At 72.3% G+C, this 19,762-nt stretch carries 17 protein-coding genes; 7 read left to right on the top strand and 10 right to left on the bottom strand.

Annotated features, from left to right (window positions below):
- The first annotated feature begins 81 nt into the window (after nucleotides 1-81).
- Together KW83_RS07165 and KW83_RS07160 are read left to right on the top strand one after the other, a co-directional pair.
- Nucleotides 82-351, top strand: coding sequence for a spike base protein, RCAP_Rcc01079 family (locus KW83_RS07165; RefSeq protein WP_036176738.1), 270 nt, complete (start codon nucleotides 82-84; stop codon nucleotides 349-351).
- A complete protein-coding gene (locus KW83_RS07160; protein ID WP_036176716.1) occupies nucleotides 351-1,709 on the top strand; it encodes a hypothetical protein in 1,359 nt (452 codons plus the stop codon). Before KW83_RS07165 ends, KW83_RS07160 begins: the two co-directional genes overlap by 1 nt.
- Here KW83_RS07160 and KW83_RS07155 read toward each other — a convergent pair.
- The 5 genes from KW83_RS07155 to KW83_RS07135 are packed head-to-tail and all read right to left on the bottom strand — an operon-like array spanning nucleotide 1,703 to nucleotide 7,169.
- Nucleotides 1,703-2,836 carry a GumK N-terminal domain-containing glycosyltransferase gene (locus KW83_RS07155; RefSeq protein WP_036176692.1) on the bottom strand — a complete coding sequence of 378 codons (1,134 nt, stop codon included), beginning with the start codon at nucleotides 2,834-2,836 and terminating at the stop codon, nucleotides 1,703-1,705. The genes KW83_RS07160 and KW83_RS07155 overlap by 7 nt on opposite strands.
- Entirely contained in the window at nucleotides 2,833-4,164 is a 1,332-nt protein-coding gene (locus KW83_RS07150; RefSeq protein ID WP_036176689.1) for an oligosaccharide flippase family protein, read from the bottom strand. Before KW83_RS07150 ends, KW83_RS07155 begins: the two co-directional genes overlap by 4 nt.
- Nucleotides 4,161-5,222, bottom strand: coding sequence for an acyltransferase family protein (locus KW83_RS07145; RefSeq protein ID WP_051928338.1), 1,062 nt, complete (start codon nucleotides 5,220-5,222; stop codon nucleotides 4,161-4,163). The genes KW83_RS07150 and KW83_RS07145 overlap by 4 nt, the downstream gene beginning before the upstream one ends.
- Nucleotides 5,206-6,465: a hypothetical protein gene (locus tag KW83_RS20490; protein WP_036176685.1), complete on the bottom strand. Its 1,260-nt coding sequence runs from the start codon at nucleotides 6,463-6,465 to the stop codon at nucleotides 5,206-5,208. Before KW83_RS20490 ends, KW83_RS07145 begins: the two co-directional genes overlap by 17 nt.
- Nucleotides 6,453-7,169: a sulfotransferase family 2 domain-containing protein gene (locus tag KW83_RS07135; protein ID WP_036176682.1), complete on the bottom strand. Its 717-nt coding sequence runs from the start codon at nucleotides 7,167-7,169 to the stop codon at nucleotides 6,453-6,455. The genes KW83_RS20490 and KW83_RS07135 overlap by 13 nt, the downstream gene beginning before the upstream one ends.
- Before the next feature lie 154 nt (nucleotides 7,170-7,323).
- Here KW83_RS07135 and KW83_RS07130 point away from each other — a divergent pair, with 154 nt between their 5' ends.
- Together KW83_RS07130 and KW83_RS07125 are read left to right on the top strand one after the other, a co-directional pair.
- Nucleotides 7,324-8,436, top strand: coding sequence for a glycosyltransferase (locus tag KW83_RS07130; protein ID WP_051928337.1), 1,113 nt, complete (start codon nucleotides 7,324-7,326; stop codon nucleotides 8,434-8,436).
- A complete protein-coding gene (locus KW83_RS07125) occupies nucleotides 8,436-9,590 on the top strand; it encodes a glycosyltransferase family 4 protein (RefSeq protein ID WP_051928336.1) in 1,155 nt (384 codons plus the stop codon). Before KW83_RS07130 ends, KW83_RS07125 begins: the two co-directional genes overlap by 1 nt.
- 417 nt (nucleotides 9,591-10,007) lie before the next feature.
- Here KW83_RS07125 and KW83_RS07120 read toward each other — a convergent pair whose 3' ends face one another.
- Both KW83_RS07120 and KW83_RS07115 read right to left on the bottom strand, forming a co-directional pair.
- On the bottom strand, nucleotides 10,008-10,424 hold the full coding sequence (locus KW83_RS07120) for a hypothetical protein (RefSeq protein WP_152563504.1): 417 nt from the start codon (nucleotides 10,422-10,424) through the stop codon (nucleotides 10,008-10,010).
- A 373-nt stretch (nucleotides 10,425-10,797) separates the two neighbouring features.
- Nucleotides 10,798-11,481 (bottom strand): sugar transferase, encoded by a 684-nt coding sequence (locus KW83_RS07115; RefSeq protein ID WP_051928335.1) that lies wholly within the window; start codon nucleotides 11,479-11,481, stop codon nucleotides 10,798-10,800.
- Between the two features lie 150 nt (nucleotides 11,482-11,631).
- Between KW83_RS07115 and KW83_RS07110 the strand changes: the two genes are divergently transcribed.
- Together KW83_RS07110 and KW83_RS07105 are read left to right on the top strand one after the other, a co-directional pair.
- Nucleotides 11,632-12,963, top strand: a complete 1,332-nt coding sequence (locus tag KW83_RS07110; RefSeq protein WP_036176676.1) for a polysaccharide biosynthesis/export family protein — start codon at nucleotides 11,632-11,634, stop codon at nucleotides 12,961-12,963.
- Nucleotides 12,960-14,963 (top strand): polysaccharide biosynthesis tyrosine autokinase, encoded by a 2,004-nt coding sequence (locus KW83_RS07105; RefSeq protein WP_051928334.1) that lies wholly within the window; start codon nucleotides 12,960-12,962, stop codon nucleotides 14,961-14,963. The genes KW83_RS07110 and KW83_RS07105 overlap by 4 nt, the downstream gene beginning before the upstream one ends.
- Nucleotides 14,964-15,112: 149 nt before the next feature.
- Here KW83_RS07105 and KW83_RS07100 read toward each other — a convergent pair whose 3' ends face one another.
- A complete protein-coding gene (locus KW83_RS07100) occupies nucleotides 15,113-16,537 on the bottom strand; it encodes a mannose-1-phosphate guanylyltransferase/mannose-6-phosphate isomerase (RefSeq protein ID WP_036176673.1) in 1,425 nt (474 codons plus the stop codon).
- Between the two features lie 152 nt (nucleotides 16,538-16,689).
- On the opposite strand from KW83_RS07100, the gene KW83_RS07095 reads away from it, so the two are divergent.
- A complete protein-coding gene (locus KW83_RS07095) occupies nucleotides 16,690-17,637 on the top strand; it encodes a glycosyltransferase (protein ID WP_036176976.1) in 948 nt (315 codons plus the stop codon).
- A gap of 187 nt (nucleotides 17,638-17,824) precedes the next feature.
- Here the strand turns inward: KW83_RS07095 and KW83_RS07090 are convergent, their stop codons facing one another.
- Both KW83_RS07090 and KW83_RS07085 read right to left on the bottom strand, forming a co-directional pair.
- The gene (locus KW83_RS07090) at nucleotides 17,825-18,604 is read right to left on the bottom strand and encodes an ATP-binding cassette domain-containing protein (RefSeq protein WP_036176670.1); all 780 of its coding nucleotides are present in this window, start codon (nucleotides 18,602-18,604) and stop codon (nucleotides 17,825-17,827) included.
- Nucleotide 18,605: 1 nt separating this feature from the next.
- Entirely contained in the window at nucleotides 18,606-19,724 is a 1,119-nt protein-coding gene (locus KW83_RS07085) for an ABC transporter permease (protein ID WP_036176667.1), read from the bottom strand.
- Between the last annotated feature and the right edge of the window lie 38 nt (nucleotides 19,725-19,762).

The following is a 19,762-nucleotide window of genomic DNA, read 5'->3' as shown; positions in this document are numbered from 1 at the left end:
CACCGTACGGCGCGGTTGCCGCGCGTTTACCCGATGCGACCACGGTGCGCCCTGCTGCAACCCGCTTTTCAGGAGACCACCATGCCGATCATCGATCCTTTCGCCGGTCATGTCGCCGGATTCGATTCGCCCGTTCGCGGCGGCTACGCCATCACCCCCGACGACGATGCCGATCTGCCGAAAGTCACCCGCGCCGTGATGGTCGCGGAGGGCGGCGATCTGTCGGTCGCCATGCTCGACGGCACGGCCCTGGTCCTGCCGGCACTGGTGCCCGGCGCGATCTATCCGGTCCGCCTGACCCGCGTGAACTCCAGCGGAACCACCGCGGCGGGTGTCGTGGGGCTCTACTGATGCTGGGGCTCGACATCGGGCTGGGCGCGGGCTCCGGCCCCCTGGGCGACCGGGGGACGACCGCGCTGACGCCGCCGCCGGGGCTGGGCTGGAACGCGGACCTGGCGCCCCTGGCGGTGATGGGACGCGGGCGCGACGCGCGCTCGGGACTTGCGCCGCGGTCGCTGGTCGATCCGGCGATCTGGACCGGCGCGGCGATCCATGTGGACGGTCAGGCGGGCGACGATCTCTATAGCGGGCTGGGCGCTGCGGATGGCGATTTCTCTGCCGCCAAGCGCACCATCCATGCCGCGTTCACCGCCGGCAACGCGACGGGCGCGGCCTACCGCGTGATCGTGAAATCGGGTCGCTACCAGGAGTCGTCCTTCACCAAGAACGGCAACGTGGAACCCGACCAGCCGGTGGCGATCCTGGGCTGGGGCGGTCCGGTGAAGTACCGCACCGGGCCCTGGGCGCAGGCCTGGACGGTGTTCGAGGGCACGTACCGGGCAAGCGTGTCCGCCGTCCGGCGGGTGTTCCGCACCGACGTTCCGACGCCGGCGGGGCTCTACCGGGAACTGGCCGAGGTCGCGACCGTGGCCGATTGCGCAGCGACCCCGGACAGCTGGACCGTCGAGGGCGGGCGCGTCCATGTGAACATCGGCCGCGCACCGGGACTGAACGACATCGCCCTGATACGGTCGTTCCACGGGGCGCGGTTCATGACCCACAACAGCGATCTCTACCTGGAGAACATCCATACCGAAGGCGGCATCACCGGCGCGCTGCACTGCGATCCGCAGTCCGCGCGCAACATCGTCGGGGTGAACTGCTCTTTCCGCTATTCGGCGCCGTCGGTGCCGAGCGCGCCGCAGGACGCGGTGCGGATCCGGCAGGTGACCGGGCTCTGCGCCTTCTTCGACAGCGACGCCTCCGGCGGGGCCAAGGACGGCTGGTCGTTCCACGACGACGGTACGCCGGGGATGCACGCGCTTCTGGAGCGTTGCACCGGCTTCGGCAACGGCTGGGGGGAGGCCACGTCCTGCAACGGGTTCACCACCCACGATTCCGTGCGCGGCGTGGCGTTGTCGGGCAGTTTCGGTCAGTCGCGCAACGGGGCAGAGGTCCACTGTATCCAGGATACGCGCACCTGGATGGTCGGGTGCGACGCGGTGGCCCGCGACATCGACGGTTCGTCCGTCGCCTACAAATGCTCCCATTCCGGGCGCATGTGGCTGGACCGGTGCCGCGGCGACGCGGCGGGACCCGGCGACGCCTTCGTGATCGAGGCCAACGGCGGGCATGTCTCGCTCAGGGCGTTCACGTCGGTGGCGGGTGCGGTGTCGATCACCAGCGGCGGGATCGTCGATACCTACTGACGGGCGGCCACGGCCGACACGGACGGGCGGGGCTTCGGCTTCGCCCGTTCGCATGTGGCGGGGGCGGTAAGGCGGCGGGCGAGATCGCTCCAGTCGGGCAGGGGTTCGGGCCGCTTTTCCCACGTCTCGCAGCGGCGGAGCGCCGCGGGGTCGGACCAGTCCAGAATGGTGGGGCGGGACGGATGGCAGAGGCCGGCCGGCCCAAGGATCGGCAGACCGGTATGGCGATAGAGCAGGATGCGGTTGGAATTGTCGGCCTGGTAGGCGACGCCGGGACGATCACGGTACGCCGCCAGCCCGACGTCGGCGTGCTGGATGTGCGCCAGCGTGACCTCAAAGCTTTGCTCGCCGTGCAGGATCAGGTTCGCCGGCAAGTCGGCGGGCCGAGGCAGGCGGCCGAGGACGTGGAGCCGCCAGCGTGGCCGCGCCCTGGCGAGCCGGCAAAGGGCGGAAAGATCGATCTGCGTGGTGCCGGCGCAGACGGCCTCGACCCGCGCGCGGGGGGTGAAGGGATCGGGACGGGCGCGCGTCAGATCGGCGGCGGGCAGGCCCATGGGGTCGATCGTTACGTTCGGATGGGCGAACCGCTCTGCCAGGCGGGGGCTGGCTGTGCTGAGCCGGTCGCACAGACGGGCGAGCCGCGGCTCCGCGCGGACCATCCAGCGGGGCGCGCCAAGAAGGGCGATATCGTCGTTGACCCGGTAGATCAGGCGCGCCTCCGGCGCAGCGCTGCGAGCGGCACGGGCCAGCAGAAGCGGCGCGCCGGATTCCACGATGACCACCTCGCTTCCCGCAAGCGCGCGGACCAGCCGCTGACGCCAGTAGGCCGCGAAGCCTGCATGAAGGGGCCTCAGGCCCTCGTCGAGCCAGTCGCGCCCGGTCGAGAACGGATGGATCGGCGCGTATCCGAACACCGCCTCCAGACCCGGCGCGACCGGCCCGGAACGGGGCGGGGCGGGCAGGGCGGCCAGCCGTGCGTCGCCGCAAAGCTTTGAGATCCAGCTGTAGCCCACGGTCACCAGGGTCACATGCCAGCCGGTGGTGCGCAGCGCGTCCGCGACCCACAGAAGGCTGGGCCGGCGCAGTTGATGCGCCATGTGGCCGGTGAGGATCGCGACGCGCCTCATGCCGTTGCGGTCGCGGGTCTGAGGACCGCCGCCGTCGCCGCGTAGATGGCGCTCACACCAAGACCCAGAAGTGCCGCGGCGAGCGGATCGGGCAGACCCAGCGCCGCGAGGGGCCGGGTCGCCAGCACCGCGAGGGCGGCCGAGGCGACGGGACCGGCCAGCGCAGAGGGCAGGGCGCCGGCGGCGATGTCGCGGGCCGGTCCGCGACGCATCCAGATCGCCGCGGCCCCGGCACCCGCCACGGGAAGCGCGGCGGCGATCGCGGTGGGCGACAGCGCCAGGGCCGCGGCCAGCGCCGAGACGCTCGCCGCCAGTGTGAGCAGCGAAAGGGCCAGCGCCGCGCGGGTGTCGCCCCGCGCGGCGAGGGCCTGGCGCACCGGCATGGTCGCGGCGGCGATGAGCGGCATGGGCGTCAGTGCCAGGAACAGCGGCGTGGCGGCGGCGGCTTTCGGTCCCACCAGCAGCGCCAGCCCCTCCGGCCCCGCGCCGGCGATCAGTGCCGCGATCCAGCCGCCCACGAGGCAAGCGCGCTCAAGCTCACCGCCCAGCCTGGCCGGGTCGCGTGCAAGGCGCGGCAGCGCCAGATAGCGCAACGGGGCGAGCGCCAGCGAATCGGCCAGCTGCAGCGCCCGCGCGGCGATCTGGAACGCGCCCGCCGCGGTCAGTCCGAAGACCGCACCGACGGCCATCTGCGCCAGCGGGACGGGCAGGCCGGAGACCCCTTCCCGCAGGGCCAGATCGCGCAGCGTGCGGGCGGCGGTCCGCCCCTGCGCCGGCCGCCTAGGCCGCCAGCCCGACAGCAGCAGCGCCAGACCGCTGGCAAGGCCCGCGTTGGCCACCGCGAAGACCACCAGCGCCCAGATCCCGGCGCCGGCCATCAGCAGCCACAGGGCCGCGCCGCCGGCGATACCCTGCGCGGCGATGCTGCGCAGGGCCAGCGCCTTCAGCGCCATGTCGCGTCGCAGCACGCCCTCCGGCACCGCGCCGACCGCCCAGATCGGTGGAACCAGCGCGAGCCAGCGGAGCGGGCCGGACACCGCGGCGGGCAGGAGCGGTGCGGCCAGCCACAGCCCCGCGGCAAGAATCAGCGACGCCGCCAGCGCCAAACCCGCCAGGGCCGAGAGCGCCGGCGCCCGCGTTCCCAGCACCACGGCAGCGTCGGCCACGGCGGCGCGGACCGGCCCCTGGGACAGGCGCACGGGGGCGAAGGCCGTGGCGAAGGCGCCGAGTTCGGCCAGCGGAAGGATCCGCGCGGCGACCAGAAAGAGGGCCGTGCCGATGCCGACCCGCGACCATTGCAGCAGGGCCGACCAGAGGGTTGCCGTCATGCGGTGCGGCCCTCCGCGCGGCGGGCGGCCAGCCGTGCCAGAAGCGGCGCCTCGATCCCCGCGTGGACGGCGAAGGCCACGGCGAGGGCCGATCCCATCGCCACCGCGCAAAAGAGCGCGATGGCCAGCGGCGTCGCCGGCAGAAGCGGCACCAGAAGCAGGGTCAGCGGCCTGAGCGCGAAACGGTGCGACAGATAGAGCGCGTAGCTGGCGTCCCCGAGCCTCTGGCCGGGGGCGATTCCCTGCGGCCAGTAGAGCGTCGCCGCCGCGACGATCACCGCCGCCGGCACGCCGGCCGCCACGGCGCGCGGCAGGTCGAGCCCGTCCAGCGTCACCAGAAGCGCCAGCCCGGCCAGCAGCAGACCGATGCCCAGCCGCGCGTCGTCCCGCCTGCCGTGGGTCTCGTAGATCCGCGCCAGGACCGCGCCCATCAGGAATTCCAGGACCAGCGGGTTGGTCCAGGTCACGCCGACCGCGCCGGTCGGGCGTAGCGCCACGCCCACCGCCACCAGCGTCACCAGGACCGCCGCCACTGCCGTGATGGGACGCTTGAGGCAAAGCGCCATGGCCAGCAGCGCGTAGAACCACATCTCGTAGTTCAGCGTCCAGCCCAGCGACAGGACCGGGGCGATGCGGCCGTCGTGGCGTTCGAACGGGACGAAGAGATAGGAGGCGACGATCTGTCCCGGCTCCAGGGCCGTGTCCTTGGCCGCCCCGGGTGCCAGCAGCAGGACCGCGACCATTAGCGACGTGAAGAGCCAGTAGAGCGGCACGACCCTGAGCGCGCGGCGTTTCAGGAATGCCCCCGGACGGCCGGCGTAGCGCCGCGCCGACAGCACCACGACGAAGCCCGAGATGACGAAGAAGATGTCCACGCCCCGGCTCCACGGCAGGCCCATCAGCGGCATGTCGCGCCCGAAGTAATGCTGCGCCTCGGCAAGGACATGGCCGATGAGCACCAGCATGGCGGCGATCCCGCGCAGCATCTGCAGCCCCACCAGCCGGTCGGAGGGCGGTGCGACGGAGCGCGTGAACGTGGCATCAGACAGGAAGGCCACGGGCGCCCCCTTCGCTGGCGCGCTCCGGCGCGGAGACCCGCGACAGGTTCAGCACCACCCAGATCAGCCCCAGAGACGTCAGCAGGTTCTGATGGGTGACGTAGTTGCCGTGGGAGGAGAAAAAGAGCGCCGCACCGATCTGCGAATAGGCCAGCGCCGCGCCGAACCGGCCCTGTCCCGCGTGCCAGACCAGCCGGAAGAGCACGGCGAAGACCGCCACCTCCACGGTGCCGCCGACGACGCCGAAATCCACGAAGGCGGTGGTCAGCAGGGAGAACTCTCCGCCGCCCTTCATGGTCTCCAGCGCCTCCAGCCGGTCGGCCGCCATCTCCGACCACAGACCGTCGGTGGCGGTCAGCACCGCAAGCCCGGAGAAGGTCAGCGCCCCGCCGGTATGGCGAAGCTCACGTCCAAGGGGCTCGAAGCTGTTCCACAGGTCGTTGGCGGTGTAGTAGAGCGCCTTTTGCAACGCGATATCCAGCATCCCGCGGTCGATGCTGGGGTTGGTGATCGCCTCGCGCATGATCCAGACGGCGGCGAAGGCGGCCGCCCCCAGCCCAAGCCAGCCCAGTGCCAGCAGGCGGCCGCGCACAAGGCAGATCGCCAGGTAGGTGGAGATCGCGAATTGCAGCGTCAGCAGCCGCTGGCTCATCACCACCGGCAGGATCAGCAGCACCAGCCCGGAAAGCGCCACCGCAACCATGCAGGCCCGGCGTTGCCCGCCGGTCAGCCCGCCCAGCGCCAGCAGCGCCGCGGCGAAGGCGCCGGTGCCGGGCAGGGCCGCATAGGCCAGCCGCATCCCCGGAAAGAGCTTGCCCCGAAGCAGGTGGTCGCGGGCGCTGTCGGGATCGTCGAGCGCCAGCCGCGCCAGACCGATGGGCCCGCCGAGCCCGCGGGAGGACACCACGACCCAGAGCGCCGTGACCCCCACGCAGAGCAGCGTCGCCCAGAGCACGGTCCGCGCGGCCCGGTCGGGGTGGATGCCCACGCGGAACGCGCGCGGCGCCGGCAGGGCGATGGCCGTCGCCCGGTCCGCGACCGTCCATGTCGCCAGCGCCAGGGCCAGCCAGACGGCGCCCATCGGGGCCAGCGTGCCCGGAGTGATGGACTGGCGCAGCAGGAACACCGCCACCAGGTCGAACCGCTCCGGAAAGGCAAGCGCCACCCATGCGCCGGTGACGGTAATGCCCCAGCACAGCGCCAGGATCGAGATCGGAGAGACCAGCCCGATCACGCCGCGCACCGGTCGCGCATTGCCGCGCGGAACAGCGCGATGTCGGGCGCGCAGATCGTTTCGATCCGCGCGCGGAGCGGCGCGGGCACCTCGGCCGGTGCCGGCGCGCGGTTGCGGGCCAGCCGGGGCAGCGGCCGTCGGGCCAGGCGCGACAGGTCGCGCGCGAACTGCCCCGGGCGCGCCAGGTCGCCCACCAGCGCGCAGCGCGCCAGCGTCCGGGCGGCGCGCGGGCCCAGGTCCGGGTCCGCGCCCGGCCCCTGCCAGTCGCCGCCGAAATGGAACAGGTATTCCGACCCCAGCCGCAGCGCGTCGTCGGTGTCCAGGAACGCCTCCAGCGTGGCGGCGCGGGCCGGGTCGGGGTGGTGGCGCTGGAGATAGGCGTAATGGGACACGAACCGCGCCACCGGATCGCGCAGGAGCGTCACCGCCAGCCAGCCCTGCGCCGGCCCGTCGAGCAGCGCCTCCGACAGCTGCACATGGCCGGAGATGCAGGCCGTCCCCCGGGCCAGATGGTCCCTGAGCTGCCGGTCGCGCCGCCGGTAGTCGGCGGCGATGAGCGCGCGGCCGGCCAGCTGCGGCGCCTCGGCCAGCGCCTCGGCCCGGGCGCGGTCGATGTCGATGCCTGCTTGGGCGAAGGGATGCACCAGCCGCAGCGCCGCGCCGAAGCTGGTTCCGCCGCATTTGGGCACGTGAACGTAGAGGATGCGCGCCACGAAAGCTCCGGTGCTGCCACCCCCGCCTCATCGCAACCCGAGGTTAACGCCTGCTTAACGCCGGTCCCGCGCGGCGCTCTGAGCGGGAGTTTGCGATTTGTTAAGCGATTCGCCGCAACCGTCCGGGAAACTGTGCAACCCCGGGGAGGTGACGATGCACGTGGTTCATGTGATGACGCGGCTGGCCGGCGGCGGATCGGAAGAGAACACCTTCGCCACCTGCCGTTGGCAGATCGCCCACGGGTTGCGCGTCACGCTGATCCACGGCGGCCCGGCGCAGCCGGTGCCCGGCATCGACACCGTGGCGCTTCCGGAGCTTGTCCACCGGGTCCGCCTGGGCACCGACCTGGCCGCCATGCGGGGCCTTGCGGAGCTCTACGACACGCTGCGCCCCGATGTGGTCCACACCCACCAGAGCAAGGCCGGCATCGTCGGGCGCCTGGCCGCGCGGGGACGGCGCCTGAGGGTCGTTCACGGCATCCATATCGTTCCGTTCGAAAGGGTCAGCCCGGTCAAGCGCCATGGCTACATCACCGCAGAGCGTCTGGCCGCGCGGGTGACCGACACGTTCCTGTCCGTCTCCCAGGCCGCGGCGGGGGCGTTCGTGAAGGCGCGGATCGCCATGCCGGGACAGATGCATGTGGTGCGCTCCGGCATGGACCTGGCGCGGTTCCGCACCGCGGTGCCGCCCTCCGACCGACTGGCGCTGACCGGCCCGGGGTTCCAGCCCGTGGCGGTGATGCTGGCCTCTCTGGAGCCGCGCAAGCGCCACGTGCCGTTCCTTGAGGCCTTCGCGCGGATCCGGCCGGAGATGCGGGTGGTCTTGGCCGGAGAGGGGCCGGAGCGTGCGCGCATCGCCGCGACCATCGCACGGCTGGGCCTGGGCGACCGGGTCGTGCTGGCCGGGCATCGCCCCGACCCCGAGTCGCTTCTGGCCATGGCCGACTTCTCCGTCCTCGCGTCCGAGCGCGAGGGGCTGCCGCGCGTCGTGATCCAGTCCCTGGCCGCCGGCACGCCGGTGGTCTCGGCGGACCTGCCGGGCCTGTCGGAGGTGCTTCTGGACGGGGTGAACGGCATGGTGACCCCCGCCGACGACCTGGAGGGGCTGGTCCGCGCCATGTCGGTCCTGGCCGACCGCGCGCCGCTCCGCGCGCGGCTGTCGCGCGGCGCGGGGGCGACGGATCTGTCGGACTGGGCGCTCGATGCGCTTGGCGCGCGGACCACGGATCTCTATTCCCATTCCCGGCCGCGCTGGGCGCTCGCCTGATGCATCCCATCCACGTCAACGCGCGGTTCCTGACCCAGCCCCGCTCCGGCGTCCAGCGCTACGCAGAGGAACTGCTGTCCGCGCTCGACGGCCGCCTGGCGTCAGATCCCGACCTGGCCGCCCGGATCGGTCCCGTGACCGCCTGGCGGCCCGCCGGCCCGGCCCGCGATCCGGGCTGGCGCGCGATCTCGCTGAATGCGCTTCCCGGCGGACGGGGGCATCTGTGGGAACAGGGGGCGCTCTGGCGCGCGACGCGCCGGGGGGTGCTGCTGGGGCTGGGCAACTCCGGGCCGCTGGCGCATCGCCGCCAGGTGCTGGCGCTTCACGACACGCATCTGTGGGACATGCCCGGGGCCTACACCGTCCGCTACCGCGCCTGGCACCGGATGCTGCGGCCCGCGCTGGCGGCGCGGGCGGCCGCGCTTCTGGCGGTCAGCGACCATGCCGCGACGGCGCTGGCGGCGCGCCTTCGCGTCCCGCGGGATCGGTTCGCGCTGGTCCCGAACGCCGCCGGCCACCTGCGCCGCGTGGCCCCCGATCCGGACGCGCTGGACCGGGCGGGTCTGACCCGCGGCCGCTATCTTCTGGCGGTGGGCAACCGGAGCCCGAACAAGAACCTGGTCCGGCTGCTGGCCGCCCACGGTCTGGCCGGGGATGTGCCGCCGCTGGTCATCGTCGGCGGCCGGGTGCCGGGCATCGCCACGTCGCATCTGCCCGGCGGGCGCGCGCTCAGCCTTGGCCGGGTCGATGACGCCACGCTCCGCGCCCTTTACGAGCACGCGACCGGACTGGTTTTCCCGTCGCTCCACGAAGGTTTCGGGATCCCCCCGCTGGAGGCGATGTCGCTGGACTGCCCGGTGGCCGCGGCCCGCTCCGGCGCGCTGCCCGAGGTGCTGGGCGCGGCCCCGATCTGGTTCGACCCGCTGGATGCGAAATCCATGGCCGGGTCGCTGCGGGCGCTGACGGCTCTCACGACGGCGGAGAGGACGCGCCATATCCGCCTCGGCCGCGCCCGCGCCGCCGCCTACGACTGGGACAGCAGCGCCGCGACGCTGGTCGAGATCCTGCTGTCGCTGCGCGCGCCCCGGCCCGCCCGCGCGACAGCGACACGTCTCCGGACGGCCGGCGGATCCCATGCGGACGGCGCGGCCTGAACCGTCGGCGGCACGAAAGCGGTCCAATCGCGGAAATCTTCGACGAACACGCCACCGGGGGGGTAGGCTGACGCCGGCCCCCGTGTGCTGTTACCCGCTCCGTCACCGCGGTTCGCTGGGTTTGCACCGGAAGAGGACGGGAGACCGGGTCTCTATCCGGAATGGTGCGCCGCCGGGTCGGGTGCGGTGTTTCCTTCGGAACGTCCACCGGGCGTGGATGGCGGAGCGGCGGTCGGGCGGGACGCGTTCGGTCACGGCATCCGCGACCTGCGCGAACGTCAAATGGTCGATCCGGTCGCTCACGAAGGCGCGCAGCTCCGGCGCCGTGTCGAGCCGGGGCTGCCGTCCGGAGCGGTGCTCGCGCGGATGCTGTTCCGGCGGTGTGAACAGGGTGTTCGGGGGCGTTCAACACCCCCTTCACAGGCGGCGGCGAGCACAGCGCGGGCAGTGGCCAGCGGCGTCGGCACGGTCCAGGGCCGCGACGGCCGCGGCGGAGCCGTCGCGGTCATCCGCGGCGCACCTCGCGATCTTGCGCGCGGGATCAACGGGATTGTCTCGACCCGCGTTTTCCGACCGGGCGAGCGTCCAGCCCGGCACGAGGTCGGACGCGACGTCCACCCGCACGAGCATGGTCGGGCGATAGGCCTTGCCGTCGCCGTCATGGGCCCAGCGGTCTTGCGTCCGACCGTCCGGCGACACCCAGTCCAGGGCCGCGATCGTCGTCTTGTCGCGCGGGGCGGATCGCGTCCGGCGCGTGGCCGCTTTATCCCGCCCCTGTCGTGCGACCAGCTTTTGCGACGGCGGAAGGGCAGTCCATCGCCCTTCGAACGTCACACAGGACGGCCCGTCCCGGTCGCGCGCCGTCGCGCCCCGCTCTTCGGCGCCAGAAACCCGTCCTCGAAACAGCCGGGCAGACCGGAAGCCGGGAACTGACATGGTTCGCGGTCATGCGCGAAATCGCCCGCACCTTCGGGACCAAGTCACTGATGCAAGTGTACCTCCTTGCGGCGTCAGCGCGCGAAGACCTGCACTCACCCCCCTCGATGTGACAAATCCAGCGAAACGCCTTTTTCGAGGCGATTGATTTCGCTTGTCGGTTTTTCTGGGGTGGTGACACACCTGCCGAAAGCGCTCGGGCCCGGTCGGGACGCCGCAACCGCGTCCGCGCGTGCCGGCGGACCCGGAAGGGCGCGATGTCTGCCGGCGCTCAGGCGGACTGCGCGTCCGGCGACGGGGCGGGCAGGGGCTCTGCGGCGGGGCGGATGCCCAGCATCCGCGCGCTGGTCCGCAGCATCAGCCGCAGGTCCAGCGACAGGCTCATGGACGCAAGGTAGGCGCGGTCGAGCTCGGTCCGGGCGCCGTAGCCGGCAAGGTGCCGCGCCTCGACCTGCCAGAGCCCGGTCACGCCGGGGCGCAGGTCCAGGTAGGCCGCGGGCGTTTCGAAATAGAACCGCAGTTCCTCATGGGTGACGGGGCGCGGGCCGACCAGCGACATCTGTCCCAGCAGCACGTTCCAGATCTGCGGCATCTCGTCGAGATGCAGCTGGCGCAGCACATGGCCGATCCGGGTCACGCGCGGGTCGTCGCGGAGCCGGAAGCTGGTCTGCCATTCGTGCCGCGCCTCCGGCGACCGCGCCAGGAGCCGCGCCAGCACCACATCCGCGTCGGGGCGCATGCTGCGCAGCTTCCAGCAGCGGAACGGGCGCCCGTCGCGGCCCACCCGCCAGTGGCCGAAGAACCCCGGCCCGCCGTCGAGCCGCACCAGCAGGTACAGGCCGGCCACCACCGGCACGATCAGCGGCAGCAGCGTCAGCGCCACCGCAAGGTCCATCGCCCGCTTGCCCGCCCGCCGATAGATGCTCCGCCCGCCGCGCCGTCCTGTCCCGATCATGCCGCCCTCCCGAACCGCGGCCCTGCGCGCGGTAAACAAACGTTAACCTTGGGTGTGGTTAAAACCCCGTAAACCGATCCGAAGTTTTTTTCATCGAAAGCGGCGGGACCGGCAGGATGCAGAGGGGACGGGGGTCGCGCGATGAGATGCATGAGGGGTCGGGAACGGTTCGTGGCGCTGGCGCTGGCTGTGGCGGGTCTTGCGGGGTGCGGCGTGACCTATACCAGCCCCGGCGTCGCCCGCGCGGCCGGGGCGGATGTGCGCATCGTGCCGCTGGACACGGCGGGGCTGGCGCGCGCCAACGCCACCCCCTACACGCCGCGCAGCCTGCCGGCCGCCTTCGCCACCCTGACCGGCGGCGGCCAGCCCCGGGGCCTGGGCGCGCTGCCGGACCCGCCCGGCGGCGCCGGCCCGGCCGCCGCGGAGATGCGCCTGCCGCCCGCCCGGACACCGGAGCCCTACCGGATCGGCGTGGGCGACGTGGTGCTGCTGGCGACCCGGACCTCTCCGGACACGGTCGAGGAACTGTCGGGGCTTCTGGCCGCCCAGAACCAGCGCCAGGGCTACACGGTGCGCGACGACGGTGCCGTGTCGATCCCGGAGGTGGGCGCCGTGACCCTGGCCGGCCTGACCCTGGACGAGGCCGAGACCCGGCTGTTCGAGGTGCTGGTGGAGCGGCAGTTCGACCCGGCCTTCTCCCTGGAGATCGCCGAGTTCAATTCGGCCCGCGTGGCGGTGGGCGGCGCGGTGGGGGACGCCCGGGTGGTCACCCTTGGCCTGACCCCCGCCACGCTGGGCAGCGCCCTGGCCGAGGCGGGCGGGCCGGTGGTGGGCGATCCCGGCACCGCGTCGATCCGGCTCTACCGCGACGGCACGCTCTATCAGATGCCGGTGGACAGCTACCTGGCGCAGCCGCGGCTCCAGTCCCTGCCGGTCTTCGCGGGCGATGCGATCTATGTGGACACGGGCACCGATCTGGACCGCGCGCTGGCCTACTACCGCCAGCAGATCGACGTGATCGCGCTGCGCCAGTCGGCCCGGGCGGCGGCGCTCGACGCGCTCTCGACGGAGATCGCCATCCGCCGCGCCGGGCTCGACGAGCAGCGGTCCCTCTTTGCCGAACGCGACCGGCTGGGCGCGATCCCGCGCGACTACGTCTATCTGTCCGGCGAGGTCACGGCCCAGTCCCGCGTGCCGCTTCCCTACGAGCAGCGCGCCACCCTGGCCGACGTGCTCTTCGACCAGGGCGGCATCCCCATCGCCACCGGCGACATGGGCCAGATCTACGTGCTGCGCGCCGGGCCGGGGGGTGAGATCACCGCCTGGCATCTGGACGCCGGCAACGTGGCGCTGCTGACGCTGGCCACGCGGATGGAGATGCGCCCCAACGACATCGTCTTCGTGGCCGAGCAGCGCATCACCGCCTGGAACCGGGCGTTGCAGCAGGTCTTTCCGACGATCCTGAACCGGGCCACGCAATGACCACCCGCACCCTCGACCGGGGCGCGGAGATCGCCGCCGCCGCGCCGCCGCGCCCCCCCGGCCCGGCCGCGGAACTGGACCTGTGGCGGGTGCTGACCCTGCTGTGGCAGGGCCGCCGGATCATCGCCGTCATGGGCGCGGCGGGTCTGGTCGCGGGCCTGGTCTATGCCTATGCGCTGGCCGATCCGCGCTATGCGGCGGAGGCGTCGCTGGCGCTGGACCTGCGCGCCGGGCGGATCACCGACCGCGACGGGCTGGTGGGCGGCGTCTCAACCGAAGCCGAGGCGCTGAACACCGAGATCGAGGTCATCCGCTCGCGCGGGTTGCTGGAACAGGTGGTGGCGGCGCTGGCCATGGCGGACCCGCCGCTCAGGATCCCCGGTGCCGCCGGCCCCGACCGGACACAGGCCGTGGAAGCCCTGCGAGAGGCGGTGTCGCCGCGGCTGCGGCGCGGCACCTATATCTTCGACATCCGCGTGACGACCGGCGATCCCGAAACCTCGCGTCGGATCGCGGACACGGTGGCGGAGCGCTACATCCTGGATCAGGTCGGCCAGAAGTTCACCGCCACGGAGACGGCGGTGGCGTGGCTATCGGACCGGGTGGCGGCGCTGGAGGATGAGCTGCGGGTGCAGGAGCGCACCCTGGCGGAGCTGCGCGGCGGCACCGAGGGCGTCGGCCAGGAGGGTCTGGAGGCGCTGAACCGCCAGCTGCGCGACACGCGCGAGCGGGCGGAGGCGGCGCGGGACGCGGCGCGCGCGGCGCGAGAGCGGGCGGCGGCCGCGGCCTCCGGTGCCGATCCGGCGGAACTGGCGCGCCGCTACGCGGACCCGGCGCTGGCGCGGCTGGCGGCGGCAGGCGACGGCGCGGCCATCGCCGCGCGGCTGCGGGACATGGGCGCGGAGGCACGGGCCGACGATCTTCGCCAGTCCCGCCGCGCCGATACGCTGGACGCCTCCGCGGCCCGGCTTGCCGCGGATCTCGACGCGCAATCGGCGGGACTGGTGGCGCTGGACCAGGCGCGGCGCGAGACCGAGGCGACGCGGCGCCTCTACGAGACCTTCCTGGCGCGGCTCAAGGAAGCCAGCGTGCAGATGGGCCTGCAGCAGGCCGACGCGCGGATCCTGTCGGCGGCGCGGCCCGGCACGCTGGTCGCCCCGCGGCGCGGGCGGGTGGTGATGCTGGCCACACTGCTGGGACTGGTCGGCGGCACCGGGCTGGTGCTGGCGATCCGCGCGCTGCGCCGCGGCTACCGCACGGCGGCGGAGCTGGAGGCCGGGACCGGCATCCCGATCATGGGGCAGATCCCGGCGATGGCGGTGCCGAACCGCGAAAGCCTGCTGGACGTGCTGACCGAGACCCCCTCCGGCCCGGCGGTCGAGGCGATCCGGTCGCTCAGAACCTCTGTCCTTCTGTCCGACATCGACACGCCGCCCTCGGTGGTGATGCTCTCCTCCGCGCTGCCGGGAGAGGGCAAGACCACCATGGCCATCGCGCTGGCCCATGCGCTGTCCGGCCTTGGCAAGCGGGTGCTGCTGATCGAGGGCGACGTGCGCCAGCGCAGCCTGGCTGCGCATCTCGACGTCATGGGATCGGGCGATGGGCTGATTACGGCGATGACCGGAGAGCGCCCGCTGGAGGAGGTGGTGCTGCGCGACAGCCGCATGGAGGCCGACATCCTGCTGGCCGAGGTCACCGGCGTCAACGCCGCGGATCTGTTCTCGTCCGAGCGGTTCCGCCGCTTCGTGGGCGACATGCGCGCGCGCTACGACATGGTGCTGATCGACACGCCGCCGGTGCTGGCGGTCCCCGATGCCCGCGTCATCGGCCAGAGCGCGGATGCGGTGTTGCTGACCGTCGCGGCAGGACGGACCGGCCGCCCCGAGATCGCCGAGGCGATCCGCCAGTTCTCCATGGTGAACCTGCGCGTCACCGGGCTGGTGATGACCCGGATGCGCGGCGGCGCGGTGTCGGACGGCGCGGGTCCGTACCTGTCGTAGGCGGGCGCGGAGGTGCCCTGATCGGGGGACGGGTCGCGCGGGGACGGACCGGTGCGGGTCAGGATCGGGCGGGGCGGACCGGGGGTCCGGTGCAGGTCCATGCCCGTCGTGGCGCCGTCCGGGTGGGGACGGCTCGCGGCGCCGCGGCATCAGGTGCGGGCGTAGACGTCCTCGTACCGCACGATGTCGTCCTCGCCCAGATAGCGGCCGGTCTGGACCTCGATCAGGGCCATCGGCACCTTGCCGGGGTTTTCCATGCGGTGGACGGCCCCCAGCGGGATGTAGACCGATTCGTTCTCGGTCAGCAGGCGCACGCTGTCGTCCACGGTGACGCGCGCCGTGCCCTCGACCACGATCCAGTGCTCGGACCGGTGGTGGTGGGACTGCAGGCTGAGCGCGGCGCCGGGATGGACGACGATGCGCTTGACCTGGAACCGGTCGCCCAGGGCCAGCGTCTCGAACCAGCCCCAGGGGCGATGGTCCACGGGAAAGGCCTCGGCCTGCTTGGCGCCCTTGGCCTTCAGCGCCGCGACGGCCTCCTTCACGCGCTGGGTCTGGGAGCGGTGGGCGACGAGCACCGCGTCGCCGGTGGCCACGGCGACGATGTCGGTCAGGCCGATGCCGACCAGTTCCATGTCGCGCCCCTCGGCCCGCAGCAGCGTATCGGTGCAGTCGATGGCGGTGGCCTGTCCCGCGGCGACGGTGCCGGCCGCGTCGGCGCCGCTCTCGCGCCGGACGGCGTCCCAGTCGCCCAGGTCCGACCAGCGCCCGGCATAGGGCATCACCGCCAGACCGTCGGCGCGTTCCATGATCGCGTAGTCGATGGAGATATCGCCGGCCCGTCCCCAGGGTCCGGGCGCCAGGCGGGTGAAGCCCAGGTCCGGGGTGGCTCCGGTCACGGCATCGCCCACGGCGCCGACCATGTCGGGCGCGTGGGTGCGGTAGGCCGCGACGATGGCCCCGGCGGTGAACAGGAAGATCCCGGCGTTCCAGAGATACCGCCCGGCGGACAGCATCTCGCGCGCGGCGGCGGCGTCGGGCTTTTCCACGAACCGGGCCAGGGGCTGGGGCGACGCCGCGGCCGGATCGGCGCCGGGGCCGAGTTCCAGGTAGCCATAGCCCGTCTCCGGCCGGTCGGGGGCGATGCCGAAGGTCACCAGATCGCCGGACTCCGCCCGCGGCAGGGCGGCGGCCACGGCGGCGCGGAAGCCCTGGGCATCCGGGATGACATGGTCGGACGGGGCGACCAGCATCACCGCGTCTGGGTCCAGCGACAGGGCGGCGGCCAGGACGGCGGGGGCGGTGTTGCGGCCTTCGGGCTCGATCAGGATGGCCTGGGGCGCGATTTCCACCGCCGCGAGCTGCTCGGTCACGATGAAGCGGAACGGATCGCCGGTGACGATCATCGGCGCCGCGTAGCCCGCCGCGTGGAGGCGCAGGGCAGAGGCCTGGAACAGGCTGACCTCACCCATCAGCGGCGAGAACTGCTTGGGGTAGGATTTGCGCGACAGCGGCCAGAGCCGGGTGCCCGATCCGCCGCACAGAAGGACCGGGTGGATGGGTGCCGTGCTCATCTGTGGTCTCCGCCTGTTCGCCCATCCCAGCGATAGGGGCCGGTCCGGCGCGCATCAAGACCTGTTTGGACGCCGCAAGGGGGGCGCACCCAAGCCGCGGCTTGACCTTCCGGCGGCATCTGGCACACCGGCGGCGGATCGCGGAGGACGGCATGGCGCAGGGGCGGGACGAACCACACGCGGAGGTCGCGATCCTGATGGGCCTCTACCACGGAGAGGCGTTCCTGCCCCAGCAACTGGACAGCCTTCTGGCCCAGGACCACGGTGCGTGGTCCCTGACCGCCTCCGACGACAGCGAGACGCCGGAAAGTGCCGCGCTGGTCCGGGCCTTCGCCCGCGACCATCCGGAGCGGTCCGTGGCCCTGCGGCGCGGGCCCCGGCGCGGATTCGTGCGCAATTTCCTGACCCTGCTGGAACGCGCGCCGCGGGATGCGCCCTATCTGGCCTTTGCCGACCAGGACGACCGGTGGTTTGCCGACAAGCTGTCGCGCGCGGTCGCGGCGCTGTCTCGCGTCCCGGCCACGGAACCGGCGCTCTACATGGCCGCGACAGAGATCTGCGACGCCGATCTGCGCGTGCTGGGCCGCTCTGCGCCCTTCGCCCGCCCGCCGGCGTTCCGCAACGCGCTGGTCCAGTCCATCGGCGGCGCCAACACCATGGTGATGAACCGCGCGGCGGCGGATCTGGCCTCGGACCTCGCCGCAACGGTGCCGGACCCGGCCAGCCACGACTGGTGGCTCTACCAGGTGGTCAGCGGCTGCGGCGGAACGGTTCTCTTCGACCCCGTGCCGGTGATGTCCTACCGCCAGCACGGGCGGAACCTGGTGGGGGCGAACATCTCCGCCGGCGCGCGGCTGGACCGGCTGCGCCGGCTGCTGGGCGGGGAGTTCGCGGCGCTGAACGCCCGCAGCCTTGCGGCCATCGCCCCGGTGGAGGCGCGGTTCACGCCCGACGCGCGGGCGGCGGCGGCGGCATTCCGGGACGCGCGGCAGGGCCCGTGGTGGCGCCGGCTGGCGGCGCTGCGGCGCGCGGGCGTCTATCGGCAGGGGCGGGCGGACACGGCGGCGCTGCATGTCGCCTGCCTGCTCGGCCGTCTCTAGGGCGCGACGCACGTGCGCGTGACAGACGGGAGCGTTCGGCGCGTGATGGCCGCGATGCCGGAGTTTGCGGGCGGCGGAGGGTCCGGCCGGGTCGGGGCGCAGGGCTGCCGCAAGCCTTCGTCCGGCCGGCGCCATGCCGGACGGCGCCTTTCGCGATCGTATCGGCCAGACGGGCCAGGCGGGCGCCTCACACCGTGCTGCCGAGACTGCTTTCCAGCGTCGCCAGTTCCTGGCCGCCCGCCATCATGTCCTGCAATTCCTCGGGCGTGATCTCGCCCCGTGCGGCGGTGCCGTAGGTCCGGCCGCGGTTCAGCACCGTGAACCGGTCGCCCACGGCCATGGCGTGGCGCACGTTGTGGGTGATGAACACCACCGCCACCCCCTGCTTGCGCACCTTGTCGATGGTGGCCAGGACATTGGCCGTCTGGCGCACGCCAAGGGCCGACGTCGGCTCGTCCAGGATCAGCACGCGGGCGCCGAAATGCACCGCGCGGGCGATGGCGACGGTCTGGCGCTCGCCGCCCGACAGCGTGCCCACCGCCTGGTCCGGGCCGCGCAGCACGATGCCCATCTTCTCCATCTCCGCCATGGTGATCCGGTTGGCGCGGTCGTGGTCGAAAAAGGCGAAGGGGCCGATCCTCTTCACCGGCTCGTTGCCCATGAAGAAGTTGCGGCTCACCGACATCAGCGGGATCATCGCCAGATGCTGGTGGACCGTGGCGATCCCGGCCGCGATCGCGTCGCGCGGGTCGGCGAAATGCATCGGCCTGCCGCCAAACAGGATCTCGCCGCGCGTGGGGTGATGCACGCCCGACAGTGTCTTGATGAAGGTCGATTTTCCCGCGCCGTTGTCGCCCAGAAGGCAGTGGCATTCGCCGGCATGGATATCGACCGACACGCCGGCCAGCGCGATGACCGAGCCGAAATGCTTCTCGATGTCCTTCATCCGGATCAGCGGATCGGTCATCTCAGCGCTCTCCCGTGATGATGCGGCGGATGTAGGTGTTGAGGATCACCGCAAAGAGCAGGATCACCCCCAGGAACACCCGGAAGAGAGAGCTTTCGACCCCCGCGAAGAACAGTCCCTGCTGCACCACCCCGAAGATCAGCGCCCCCAGTGCCGCGCCGATGACCGACCCGTAGCCGCCCGTCAGCAGCGCGCCGCCGATGACCACGGCGATGATCGCCTCGAACTCCTTGAGCAATCCGCGGTCGGCCCCGGCAGAGCCGAATTCCATCACCTGGGAGGTGGCGAAAACGGTGGCGCAGAAAGCCGAGAACATGAACATCAGGATCTTGACCCGGTTGACCGGCACGCCGGAGTTGCGGGCCGATTCCGCATCGCCGCCGGCGGCGAAGATCCAGTTGCCGAAGCGCGTGCGGGTCAGCAGGATCTGGCCCACCAGCACCAGGCCCAGCGCCCAGACAATGAGCATCGGGATGCCGTCCACCACCGGCTCTCCCTGGCGCGTGCCGCGCGAGAAGGTCTCGATCGCGCCGATCTCTCCCAGCCAGCGGAACAGCCCGCCGAGGATCTTGCCGCCGAAGAGCGCCGCCAGCCAGTCGCCCTCGGCCGCCTCGCCGATGCCGCCGATGATGGTCTTGCGCTCGATGACCTGGGGCAGGAAGATCGTGAAGCCGCGCAGGATGAACAGGAAGGCCAGGGTCACGATGAAGCTGGGCAGGCCGGTGCGCACGACGATGAAACCGTTGAGCGCGCCGATGCCGAGGCACAGCGCGAAGGTGACCAGGATCGCGATCCAGATCGGCCAGCCCATCGTCACCCCGAAGATGGCGATCATCATGCCGGCGAAGCCGATCATGGAGCCGACGCTGAGGTCGAACTCACCCGCGATCATCAAAAGGCAGGCGCCCACCGCGATGATCATGAACTGCGCGGAGACGACCGACCAGTTCATCACACCCTGCGAATTGAACATGCCGCTGTCATAGGCGAACAGGCCAAAGAACACGAAAACGGCCACAGTGCCGACGATGCCGCCGAGCTCTGGCCGGATCAGCGCCCTGCGAAACGGCGAGATCCGCTTGACCCGTTCGTCCTGAACGACCTGAGGTGTATCGGACATCTTCGCCTCCTCCCCGCGGTGAATGACAGCGGCGGCGC

The sequence above is a fragment of the Palleronia rufa genome (assembly GCF_000743715.1).
Classification (GTDB): Bacteria; Pseudomonadota; Alphaproteobacteria; order Rhodobacterales; family Rhodobacteraceae; genus Palleronia; species Palleronia rufa.
This window is presented reverse-complemented; position numbering and strand designations above follow the sequence as displayed.